General features: G+C 66.8%; 12 protein-coding genes, 1 tRNA gene and 1 other RNA gene (1 of these 14 only partly in view). 7 read left to right on the top strand and 7 right to left on the bottom strand.

Annotation, left to right across the window (positions count from 1 at the left end; all coding sequences use genetic code 11):
• A tRNA-Asp gene (locus tag V7E00_RS09485) sits at positions 1 to 25 on the top strand (it extends 152 nt beyond the left edge of the window).
• A gap of 85 nt (positions 26 to 110) precedes the next feature.
• Positions 111 to 1766 (top strand): M28 family metallopeptidase, encoded by a 1656-nt coding sequence (locus V7E00_RS09480; protein ID WP_333572430.1) that lies wholly within the window; start codon positions 111 to 113, stop codon positions 1764 to 1766.
• Positions 1767 to 1807: 41 nt separating this feature from the next.
• Here the strand turns inward: V7E00_RS09480 and V7E00_RS09475 are convergent, their stop codons facing one another.
• The 6 genes from V7E00_RS09475 to V7E00_RS09450 all read right to left on the bottom strand — a co-directional run bounded on the left by V7E00_RS09475 (position 1808) and on the right by V7E00_RS09450 (position 3725).
• The gene (locus tag V7E00_RS09475; protein ID WP_333572429.1) at positions 1808 to 2044 is read right to left on the bottom strand and encodes a hypothetical protein; all 237 of its coding nucleotides are present in this window, start codon (positions 2042 to 2044) and stop codon (positions 1808 to 1810) included.
• A 62-nt stretch (positions 2045 to 2106) separates the two neighbouring features.
• A complete protein-coding gene (locus V7E00_RS09470; RefSeq protein ID WP_333572428.1) occupies positions 2107 to 2313 on the bottom strand; it encodes a DUF2842 domain-containing protein in 207 nt (68 codons plus the stop codon).
• Entirely contained in the window at positions 2310 to 2858 is a 549-nt protein-coding gene (locus V7E00_RS09465; RefSeq protein WP_333572427.1) for a 5-formyltetrahydrofolate cyclo-ligase, read from the bottom strand. The genes V7E00_RS09470 and V7E00_RS09465 overlap by 4 nt, the downstream gene beginning before the upstream one ends.
• Positions 2859 to 2885: 27 nt before the next feature.
• Positions 2886 to 3045: non-coding RNA, 6S RNA (gene ssrS, locus V7E00_RS09460), on the bottom strand.
• Positions 3046 to 3057: 12 nt separating this feature from the next.
• On the bottom strand, positions 3058 to 3360 hold the full coding sequence (gene zapA / locus V7E00_RS09455) for a cell division protein ZapA (protein WP_333572426.1): 303 nt from the start codon (positions 3358 to 3360) through the stop codon (positions 3058 to 3060).
• Entirely contained in the window at positions 3360 to 3725 is a 366-nt protein-coding gene (locus V7E00_RS09450; protein ID WP_333572425.1) for a hypothetical protein, read from the bottom strand. The genes zapA and V7E00_RS09450 overlap by 1 nt, the downstream gene beginning before the upstream one ends.
• Between V7E00_RS09450 and tkt the strand changes: the two genes are divergently transcribed.
• The 3 genes from tkt (at position 3716) to V7E00_RS09435 (ending at position 8236) form a co-directional block, all read left to right on the top strand.
• The gene (gene tkt, locus V7E00_RS09445) at positions 3716 to 5683 is read left to right on the top strand and encodes a transketolase (RefSeq protein WP_333572424.1); all 1968 of its coding nucleotides are present in this window, start codon (positions 3716 to 3718) and stop codon (positions 5681 to 5683) included. The two genes, V7E00_RS09450 and tkt, sit on opposite strands and share 10 nt — an antisense overlap.
• Positions 5680 to 6684 carry a type I glyceraldehyde-3-phosphate dehydrogenase gene (gene gap, locus V7E00_RS09440; RefSeq protein ID WP_333572423.1) on the top strand — a complete coding sequence of 335 codons (1005 nt, stop codon included), beginning with the start codon at positions 5680 to 5682 and terminating at the stop codon, positions 6682 to 6684. Before tkt ends, gap begins: the two co-directional genes overlap by 4 nt.
• 361 nt (positions 6685 to 7045) lie before the next feature.
• Positions 7046 to 8236 carry a phosphoglycerate kinase gene (locus tag V7E00_RS09435; protein ID WP_333572422.1) on the top strand — a complete coding sequence of 397 codons (1191 nt, stop codon included), beginning with the start codon at positions 7046 to 7048 and terminating at the stop codon, positions 8234 to 8236.
• Positions 8237 to 8302: 66 nt separating this feature from the next.
• On the opposite strand, the gene V7E00_RS09430 is transcribed toward V7E00_RS09435, so the two are convergent.
• The gene (locus V7E00_RS09430) at positions 8303 to 8674 is read right to left on the bottom strand and encodes a TlpA disulfide reductase family protein (RefSeq protein ID WP_333572421.1); all 372 of its coding nucleotides are present in this window, start codon (positions 8672 to 8674) and stop codon (positions 8303 to 8305) included.
• Positions 8675 to 9046: 372 nt separating this feature from the next.
• Here V7E00_RS09430 and V7E00_RS09425 point away from each other — a divergent pair, with 372 nt between their 5' ends.
• On the top strand, positions 9047 to 9964 hold the full coding sequence (locus V7E00_RS09425) for a class I fructose-bisphosphate aldolase (protein ID WP_333572420.1): 918 nt from the start codon (positions 9047 to 9049) through the stop codon (positions 9962 to 9964).
• Between the two features lie 141 nt (positions 9965 to 10105).
• On the top strand, positions 10106 to 10804 hold the full coding sequence (gene thiE / locus V7E00_RS09420; protein ID WP_333572419.1) for a thiamine phosphate synthase: 699 nt from the start codon (positions 10106 to 10108) through the stop codon (positions 10802 to 10804).
• Positions 10805 to 10959: the final 155 nt, after the last annotated feature.

Genomic DNA, 10959 nt, shown 5'->3' with positions numbered 1-10959 from the left:
GGTTCGAGCCCCGTCACTCGCGCCATGCGGCGCATCTCCTCGGAAAAGAGGGACATGCGCGCTGGCCGGGCCCTTTGCAGGCCCTCCCGTTTATGCGCTAAGCCATTGCGATGATCCGCATGTCTGCTCGCGCCGCTGCGCTTTCCGCGCTTCTCCTCGCCACTACCGCATTTCCTGCCTCCGCCCAGATCGCTGCCGATTCGAAGCGAATCGAGCAGACCGTCCGCACGATGGCGTCCGACGCGTTCGAAGGCCGTGCGCCCGGCACGCGGGGCGAGGACCGCACGCTCGGCTATCTGGTCGCGCGATTCGCGGCGCTGGGGCTGGAGCCGGCCGGTCCGGACGGCCAGTGGCTCCAGAAGGTGCCGCTGCTCCACACCCGGCTCGGTGCGCCCGCCACACTGCGATTCGACGGCCCCAGGGGGGCGATGCCGGTCGAGCAGTCCAGGGACCTCTACGTCTCGACGATTCGCCCCGATGCCGCTGCGCGAATCGCGAACGCGCCGGTGGTGTTCGTCGGCTACGGCGTCACTGCGCCCGAGCGGCAGTGGGACGATTTCAAGGGCGTCGACCTGAAGGGCAAGGTCGCGGTGTTCCTGGTCAACGATCCCGATTTCGCCGCCGAGAAGGGCGAGGCGATCGCCGGCAAGTTCGGCGGCCGGACGATGACCTATTATGGCCGCTGGACCTACAAGTTCGAGGAAGCGGCACGGCGCGGCGCGGTCGGCGCGCTGATCGTCCATGATACCCCCGGCGCGGGCTATGGCTGGAACGTCGTGATCAGCAGCGGCGGCGAGAATTACGACATCGTCCGCAAGCCCGAGGAACTGACCAGCGTGGCGCTGCAGGGCTGGCTGGAGGGCGGGGCGGCGACGCGGCTGTTCGCGTCGGCCGGGCTCGATTTGCCCAAGCTGCGGGTCGAGGCGCGCAAGGCGAGCTTCCGGCCGGTGCCGCTGGAGGGCGTGCGCTTCACTGCCGACGTGCCGGTCACCGCCGAGCAGGTCGACAGCTACAATGTGCTGGCGAAGATCCCCGGCAGCGAACGGCCGGACGAGGCGGTGATGTTCGGCGCGCACTGGGATGCGTATGGCGCCGGCAAGCCCGATGCGAAGGGCCGCATCTACCGCGCGGGCGCCAACGACGATGCGCTCGGCATCGCCGGGCTGCTGGAGATCGCCCGGGCGATGCAGGCGGGCCCCAAGCCCAAGCGCAGCGTCGTCTTCGCGGCGTGGACCGCGGAGGAGCGGGGACTGCTCGGCTCGCTCTATTATACGCAACACCCGGTGGTGCCGATGGCCAAGACGGTCGCCAACCTGACGCTGGACATCCTCCAGACCGCAGGGCTCGCCAACGACGTGGTGCTGGTCGGCAAGGGCCAGAACACGCTGGAGGACGACATGGCGCGCGTCGCCGCGACGCAAGGGCGCCGGGTGACGCCCGAGGGGCTGCCCGAGCGCGGGCTGTTCTACCGCGCCGACCATTTCTCCTTCGCCAAGCAGGGTGTGCCGACGCTGCTGCTGATGGGCATCGCCGGGGCCTCGGACCTGAAGCAGGGCGGCGTGGCGGCCGGCCAGGCGTGGATCGATGCCTATACCGGCCAATGCTACCACCAGGCCTGCGACGCCTGGGGGCCGGACTGGAACCTTGCGGGTGCGGTGCAGGACATCGACCTGCTGGGGACGATCGGTGTGGAGCTGGCGAACGGCACGGCATGGCCGACGTGGAAGGCGGGGTCTGAGTTCAAGGCGATCCGCGAGCGGAAGTGATTTCCCGCGCCGCCGTGCGCGGCGGCGCGACTGCCGTGCGGTCAGAAAATACTGGCGCCCGATAGAAGGAGCAACAAGATGCCCAGAAGACCCGCGGGATAGAGGACTGGAAGGGCGGTAAGCAGCAGCCACCATTGCCGCTGCCAGCGGAGCACGCACCCGACACAGGCCGCCCAGCCCGCGACGGCGAGCCAGTAGATCGGAGAAAGCGGCCACAGCAGGGGAGCCAGCCAGCCATGTTCCGAAGCTATAGCGAAGAAGGGCACAATCAGTGCCATGGCGACTGCGACGCTCGTCAGCCAATTGGAGATGGACTTGAGCCTGCTGGCCACCCGATTCTCTATCGCCAGCGCCCCGTCTCCATCCAGCGCAGCAGCGGCTTGAGCGGCAGGATCCACACAATCCCCAGCGTCAGGTAGATCAGCGTCTGCACCAGGATCGGCAGGCGCCCGATCTGCCCAGAGAAGCTCGCGACCACGACTACCCACACCAGGATCAACCCGATGATCGCCAGCGCGCCGGCGGGTTTGCGCCAGCTGGGGTTCATGGCTCGGCGTGCCAGCGCATGCCCTGCTCGGTCACCACGGCGTGGAGCGGCACGTCCCAGATATCGGCGGGCAGGGCAGGGACTTCCTGCGCGGACCAGGCGACGCCCACCCGCCAGGCATTCTCGAACCGGGCAAAAGCGCGATCATAATGGCCTGCGCCCTGGCCGAGCCGATTGAAGCGGGGATCGAAGCCGATCAGCGGCGTCAGGATCACGTCCGGCGCCACTTCCGTGCTCGATGCATCGGGCTGGCGTAGCCCGAACGGTCCCGCGACCAGCGGCGTGCCCATTTCCCAGGCGAGAAAGCGGATCGGGGCCGCGCGGTCGATCACATGCGGCAATGCCAGCGCGCAGCCCCGTTCGGCGGCGGCTGCGGCGAGCTGGGTAGGATCGGCCTCGCTGCCGACCGGGCAATAGGTTGCGACCGTCATTCCGGGCGCCAGCCGCTCCACGAACGCCTCCGGGGCGCAGATCGCGGTGCTGGATTGCGAGGCGAACAGGTCGCGCTCGGCGCGGAGCCTTGCCCGAAGGGCGGGCTTGTCCATGATCATGGGGTTGGCAGCATGGGTGTGACGGGAACCACCATGGGCCGTTGGCCTGAATATCCACCGACGCACAGAACGTCAGGTGGGAACCATATGTTGCAGACCAGGATCTGCACAGGGACAGCTCCCATGGATGAAGATTATAGCCTCAGGGATAATTGCTAAGGCTCGCACCGGGCAGTTCCCGCCACAGCCCTATTTAGGACGTCTCGCCGCTTTCCTCAAGGGCTTCGGCAACGGCTTCCAGTCGATCGGCGATCCGCTCGAGCAATGTGTCGGAACGTGCGGCTGCGGGCTTCTTCTCGGCCTCGTCCAAGGCATCGGCCAGGATCAGCGCAAGGTAGAGCAGGGTGCGCTCGCCGCTCTGGCCGCCGGCCGCGCGCATCGCCGCATCGGCGTGGTGGCCGATCCGCGCCTCCAGCGCGCGCAGGTGCGGCATGTCTTCGTCGCGCGCAGAGACCGTGTAGCTACGCCCGGCAACCTGGAGCGTGATGTCTGCCATCAGCTTTCGTCCTCTTCATCACCGGGCGCCGCGACCTCGGCCTCGGCCTCACGTTCGACGGCGATCAGCGCATCAAGCTCGACAATCGCCGACTCGATTCGCGCTCGTAACGCCTCGTTTCGTGCTTCCAGCCGAGTCCGCACAAGCGCCTGCGACGCAACCGCGACTTCGATGCGCTTCAGGGCCCGCTCGATACGATCTGATACTAGGTCGGACATTATGCCGCCGGATAGCATGGATCGCCGCAGCGGCAAGGCCGGCGCGGCACAATGCCCCTCGTGCACGGTTGCGCCGAACGGTTGACGCGCGGCCCCCGTGCTTCCAAAGGCGTCGGCGACCAAACGGGGAATATCACGTGACAGCATCCTTTGCCGATTGCGCCAATGCGATCCGCGCGCTCTCCATGGACGCGGTCGAGGCCGCCAATTCGGGTCATCCCGGCATGCCGATGGGCATGGCCGACGTCGCGACCGTCCTGTTCCAGCGCTATCTGAAGTTCGATCCCGCCGATCCCTATTGGCCCGATCGCGATCGCTTCGTGCTCTCGGCCGGCCATGGCTCGATGCTGCTCTATTCACTGCTGCACCTGACAGGCTATGCCCGCCCGACGCTCGACGACATCAAGAAGTTCCGCCAGATCGGCAGCCCCTGCGCCGGCCACCCGGAGAATTTCGAGCTGGCGGGAGTCGAATGCACCACCGGGCCGCTGGGCCAGGGCCTGGCGATGGCGGTCGGCATGGCGATTGCCGAGCGGCATCTGAACGCCGTGTTCGGCGACGACCTTGTCGACCACAAGACCTGGGTAATCGCCGGTGACGGCTGCCTGATGGAAGGCATCAACCACGAAGCGATCGGCATCGCCGGGCATCTGAAGCTCAACCGACTGATCGTGCTGTGGGACGACAACAACATCACGATCGACGGCCCGGTCTCGCTTTCGTCGGTCGAGGACATTCCGGCGCGCTACCGCGCCACCGGCTGGCACGTCGTCGAATGCGACGGCCATGACGAGGCGGATATCGTCCGCGCGCTCGACGAGGCAGTCGCCAGCGACAAGCCGGTGCTGGTCAAGTGCCGCACGATCATCGGCAAGGGTGCGCCGAACAAGGGCGGTACCTCCAAGGTCCACGGCTCGCCGCTGGGCAAGGACGAAGTGGCCGCCGCGCGCGCCGCGCTGGGCTGGAACCATGCGCCCTTCGAGATCCCGGGCGAGATCCGCGACGCCTGGCTCGAAGCCGGTGCGCGCGGCGCCGCACCGCACGCCGCCTGGAAGGATCGCCTGGCCGCGCACCCGGATCGCCTCGGCTGGGAACGCCGCGGCGACGTGCAGCCTGGCCTGCTCCAGCCGCATGTCCAGCAGCTGCTCGCCAGCCCGCAGAAGGTCGCGACGCGCAAGGCGTCCGAGCTGGCGCTGGAAGCAGTCAACGCGATCCTGGACGAGACGATCGGCGGCTCGGCCGATCTCACCGGCTCGAACAACACGCTTACCAAGGGCATGCAGCGGCTCGACGCCGACAATTATGGCGGCCGCTACGTCAACTACGGCATCCGCGAATTCGGCATGGCCGCCGCGATGAACGGCATGGCGCTGCACGGGGGCGTGATCCCCTATGGCGGCACCTTCCTCGTCTTCGCCGACTATGCCCGCGCGGCGATCCGCCTCTCGGCGCTCCAGCACGCCCGCGTCGTCTATGTGATGACGCATGACTCGATCGGCCTTGGCGAGGATGGCCCCACGCACCAGCCGATCGAGCATCTGATGAGCCTGCGCGTCATCCCCAACCTCGACGTGTGGCGTCCGTGCGATGTCGTCGAGACGGCGGAAGCCTGGGAAGCCGCGCTCGCCAAGACCGACGGCCCCGCGCTGATCGCGCTCAGCCGCCAGAACCTGCCGCAGCTGCGCACCGAGGCCGCCGAGAACCGCTCGGCCCGCGGCGCCTATGCGCTGCTGGAGGCCGAAGCGCCGCGCAAGGTGGTGCTGCTCGCCACGGGTTCCGAAGTCGAGGTCGCCGTCGCCGTGCGCGAGGCGCTAGAGGCCCAGGGCATCGGCGCAGACGTCGTCTCTGTGCCGTGCTTCGAGCGTTTCGACGCGCAGGACGCCGCCTACAAGCGCGACATCCTGCCGCACGATGCGCTCAAGGTATCGATCGAGGCTGGCACCACCTTCGGGTGGGAGCGCTTTACCGGCAATGATGGTTTGCGCTTCGGTGTGGATGGCTTCGGCGCTTCGGGCCCCTATCTTGGCCTCTACGAACATTTCGGTCTTACTGCGGACGCCATCGTTCCGCAGATCCTCGCTAAGCTGAACGGAGAACAGGCATGACGAAGGTTGCGATCAACGGTTTCGGACGTATCGGCCGGTTGGTGGCACGCGCGATCCTCGAGCGCCCCGAAAGCGGCCTCGAGCTCGTCACGATCAACGACCTGTCGGACGCCAAGTCGAACGCATGGCTGTTCTCGCGCGACAGCATCCACGGCAAGTATCCGGGCACGGTCGAAGCCGACGGCAACGACATCGTCGTCGACGGCAAGCGCATCAAGGTGACCGCGGAGCGCGATCCGGCAAACCTCCCGCACGCCGAGAACGGTGTCGACATCGTCCTCGAGTGCACGGGCTTCTTCACCAAGCGTGAAGACGCGCAGAAGCACATCGACGCCGGCGCCAAGAAGGTGCTGATCTCGGCACCGGGCAAGAATGTCGACCTCACCGTCGTCTACGGCGTGAACCACGACAAGCTGACCGCCGAGCACACCATCGTCTCGAACGCGTCGTGCACCACCAACTGCCTGGCGCCGGTTGCCAAGGTTCTCAACGACGCGATCGGCATCGAGCGCGGCCTGATGACGACGGTCCACGCCTATACCAACGACCAGAAGATCCTCGACCAGATCCACCCGGACCTGCGTCGCGCCCGCGCTGCTGCCATGTCGATCATCCCGACCACGACGGGTGCTGCCCGCGCGGTGGGCGAGGTGCTGCCGGAGCTCAAGGGCAAGCTCGACGGTTCGGCCGTCCGCGTGCCGGTGCCGGACGGCAGCCTGGTCGACCTGACCTTCATGCCGAGCCGCGACACCAGCGTCGAGGAAGTCAACGCGGTGCTCAAGGCCGCGTCGGAGAGCGGGCCGCTGAAGGGCGTGCTGGTCTACACCGCCGATCCGATCGTCTCGGCCGACATCGTCCACACTCCGGCCTCGTCGACCGTCGACAGCCTGGAAACCGCAGTGATCGACGGCAAGCTGGTCCGCGTGGTCAGCTGGTACGACAACGAGTGGGGCTTCTCGAACCGCATGATCGACACCGCGACGGTGATGGCGGGGTTCTGATGTAAACGTCCTCCTCGCTCGCGGGGAGGACACTTCTAAATCTCCCTCCCGCTTGCGGGAGGGGTTGGGGGAGGGGAGGACGGCTGAACGGGCCAACGCCCGCAATTCAGCCCCTCCCATCTTCGAGGCGGCCGTAGCGTCGCTGCGCAACGCTTCTTCTGTCATCCCTGCGAAAGCCGGGATCCATTCGCCACTCGGGCGAGACAGGAGCCAGGACGTTCAGGCCAATGGATCCCGGCCTTCGCCGGGATGACGGTGGTGGGGCGGGGGCGGCACAGCGACCAAAGGCACAAGCGCAGGGTGCGAGCGCTCCGCCATCAGGATGCCGCTCGCGCAGCAATTCAAACGCGAGGGGTTCAGCATGGCGCGCACTTTCAAGACGCTCGACGACATGGGCGATATCACCGGCAAGCGGGTGCTGGTCCGCGAGGACCTTAACGTGCCGATGGCCGACGGCAAGGTAACCGACGACACGCGGCTGCGCGCCGCGATCCAGACCGTTGCCGAACTCGCCGACAAGGGCGCCAAGGTGCTGGTCCTCGCGCATTTCGGCCGGCCCAAGGGCGTGCCCAGCGCTGAGCTCTCGCTTGCCCAGGTGGTGAAGCCGTTCGAGCAGGTGCTCGGCCGCCCGGTCCGCTACATTGACTGGGAAGGCGACGCCGCGTCGGTCGCGACGCTGAACGACGGCGACATCGCGCTGCTCGAGAACACTCGCTTTTTCGGCGGAGAAGAGAAGAACGATCCGGCCGTGGTCGATCGCTTCGCCGCGCTCGGTGATCTGTACGTCAACGACGCCTTCTCGGCCGCGCACCGCGCGCACGCTTCCACCGAAGGGCTTGCCCACAAGCTCCCGGCGTTCGCCGGCCGCCAGATGGAAGCGGAGCTCGACGCACTCGACAAGGCGCTGGGCAATCCGGAGCATCCGGTGGCAGCCGTGGTTGGCGGCGCCAAGGTCTCGACCAAGCTCGACGTGCTCAAGCATCTCGTCGCCAAGGTGGATCACCTGATCATCGGCGGCGGCATGGCCAACACCTTCCTCGCCGCGCGCGGTGTCGATGTCGGCAAGAGCCTGTGCGAGCACGACCTGACCGGCACCGCCGAAGAGATCATGGATGCCGCAGACGCGGCGGGCTGCACCGTGCACCTGCCGTACGACGTGGTGGTCGCGAAGGAATTCCGCGCCAACCCGCCGGTCCGCACCGTCAACGTCCACGAAGTCGCCGCCGACGAGATGATCCTCGACGTCGGCCCCGCCGCCACGGAGGCGCTGGCGGACGTGCTCAAGACCTGCAAGACGCTGGTGTGGAACGGCCCGATGGGCGCGTTCGAGATCCCGCCGTTCGACGCGGCGACGGTCTCGCTTGCCCGCACCGCGGCGGCGCTCACCAAGGAAGGCCAGCTCGTCTCGGTCGCCGGCGGCGGCGATACGGTGGCGGCGCTCAACCAGGCCGGCGTGGCGGGAGAGTTCAGCTTCGTCTCGACCGCAGGCGGCGCCTTCCTCGAATGGATGGAAGGCAAGGAACTGCCCGGCGTCGCTGCCCTGGCGCGCTGAACCGCAATCTTCGGATCTCCGTGAGGCCGTCACCTCCCCGAGCGGGGGAGGTGACGCGCGGCGCCGTCAGTCCGGCCGCGGCTCCTTCAGCAACGGCACCAGTTCGCGGTTCAGGTCGTTCAGACGGAATGCCGCCGCTCTTGCGTAGCGCAGTACCCCGGCGCGATCGATCACATAGTTGGACGGCACCGCCCCATCGATCGCGTCGTAGAGACCCTTGATCTTCTTCGTCGGCTGGATGCTCAGCGTCTCGAACAGCGGCTTCAGCTTGTAGAGCGGCACCGAAGATTCGGTGGTTAGCGCATAGACACGCAGGCCGTGGCGCTTCTGGAGCGCATAATATCGATCGAGTAGCGGTAATTCCTCGCGGCACGGCGCGCACCACGTCGCCCAGATGTTGAGCACGACCACGTCGCCGCGCATCTCGGACAGCCTCACCTTCTCGCCACCGATTCAGCGTCAATTCGGCCTCAGGTGCCGGTTCGCCCAATTTCGGCTTGGCCGCTGTCGCGCGCGCCGGAAGCGCCGGCAACATCAGCCCTGCGCCTGCCTGCAGCATGCGCCGTCGATCCCACATGATTCGATTTCCCCCTGATCTCGCCCCGATGCTTAGGCTAGCGTCGCCGTCTGTCGCGTCAATCACAGCCATCGGGCAGACCAATAAAACACCAATTCCTCGCCAGGTGCTGGAGCTGTTACGCAGCTGCGGAATTAGTTTTGCTCCGCAGCAACTCGGCAACGTTGTCAGCCTTTTCGTAGGGAAAGGGGCGCGATAGGGACGCGTTCGACATCACCAGCCAGGGGAACATCATGGGCATCACGCCGGCCGTCAAAGCGATCCTCGACAATTACGGCTCCGACAATCCGGGAGTGAAGGCGAACCTCGCACGCATTCTGATGCAGGGCCGGCTCGGCGGCACCGGCAAGCTGATCATTCTGCCGGTCGACCAGGGCTTCGAGCACGGCCCCGCGCGCAGCTTCGCGGTGAACCCGGACGCCTATGATCCCCATTATCACTTCCAGCTCGCGATCGATGCCGGCCTGTCGGCCTATGCCGCCCCGCTCGGCATGATCGAGGCAGGGGCCGATACCTTCGCCGGCCAGATCCCCACGATCCTCAAGGTCAACAGCTCGAACAGCTGGGCAACCGGCATCGACCAGGCGGTGACCGGCGGCGTCGACGATGCGCTGCGCCTCGGCTGCTCGGCGATCGGCTTCACCATCTATCCGGGTGCCGACGGCGTGTTCGAGATGATGGAAGAGATCAAGGAAATGCGCGCTCAGGCCGCCTCGGTCGGCATTGCCACCGTGATCTGGTCCTATCCGCGCGGCGGCAAGCTCACCAAGGACGGCGAGCTGGCTCTGGACGTCGGCGCCTATGCCGCGCACATGGCGGCACTGCTCGGCGCGCACATCATCAAGGTGAAGCTGCCTGCCGCCAATATCGAGCAGGCCGAGGCCAAGAAGCTCTATGAGGGCACCGACTGGTCCAACCAGGGCGACCGGGTGCGCCATGTCGTCCAGAGCTGCTTCGCTGGCCGCCGCATCGTCGTCTTCTCCGGCGGCGCTTCGAAGGGCGCCGATGCCGTCTATCAGGACGCCCGCGACATTCTCGCCGGCGGCGGCAACGGCTCGATCATCGGCCGCAACACCTTCCAGCGCCCGCGCGCCGAAGCGCTGGCGATGCTCGACAAGCTGGTCTCGATCTACAAGGGCGAGGAAGCCTGAAACCTGCCCCGGCGGCGCCGACGGGTTCGCCCGGACGGCGCCGCCGCATAACTGCCGCTGCTTGACCCCGATGGACAGGGGGTGGAATGCCCGCCGCCAAAGGCGGTAGAGTTCCGCCCGATTTCAGCAGCGGAGTATCCCATGTCCGATCCCTTCGACGATCTCGAAGACGAAGCGAACCTCGAAGGCTTTGCCGAAAAGTTCGTCCGCGACGATCGTCGCCCGCCATGCCAGCTCTATCTGATCTCGCCGCTCGACGTGACCGGCGGCTTTGCCGATCGCCTGCGCCGCGCGCTCGATGCCGGCCCGGTCGCCGCCTTTCAGTTCCGGGTGAAGGACATTGACCAGCACCAGGCCGCCAAGCTCGCCGAGCCGCTGCAGCGGATCTGCGCCGATGCCGAAGTGGCGTTCATCGTCAATGACAGCGTGAGCCTGGCCAAGCGCCTGGGCGCGGACGGCGTGCACCTGGGGCAGGGGGACGGCGACGCCCGCGAGGCGCGCACGATCCTTGGCCCCAACGTCCAGATCGGCGTGACCTGCCATGACAGCCGCCACCTGGCGATGGATGCCGGGGAGGCGGGGGCCGATTATGTCGCGTTCGGCGCCTTCTATCCGACCAGCACCAAGACGACCGAGCATCGCCCCGAACCGGTGATCCTCTCCTGGTGGTCGGCCCTGTTCGAGATTCCCTGCGTGGCGATCGGCGGAATCACCCCGGTTAACGCAGCGCCGTTGGTGCAGGCGGGGGCGGACTTTCTCGCGGTCAGCCATGCTGTTTGGGGCGGCGACGAGGCGGAAGCGGTGCGTGCCTTTGCCGCGATTCAGGGAATGCAGGGCTGATTCTGGCATGATTCGCCGCTGATTCGGCGGGGATGGTCATCAAACGGTCATCCCCGACGGCGTCAGCGGCGATCAGAAACCGCGGATTTTCGCCATTTTTCGGGGCTCTGTCACGAAAACGACAGAAAGTTTCATTTTCTCGTTGACGGGTGGGG

This window comes from Sphingomonas sp., assembly GCF_036731925.1.
Taxonomy (GTDB): domain Bacteria; phylum Pseudomonadota; class Alphaproteobacteria; order Sphingomonadales; family Sphingomonadaceae; genus Sphingomonas.
The sequence above is the reverse complement of the archived record's forward strand: the minus strand, read 5'-3'. Positions and strand labels throughout refer to the sequence as shown.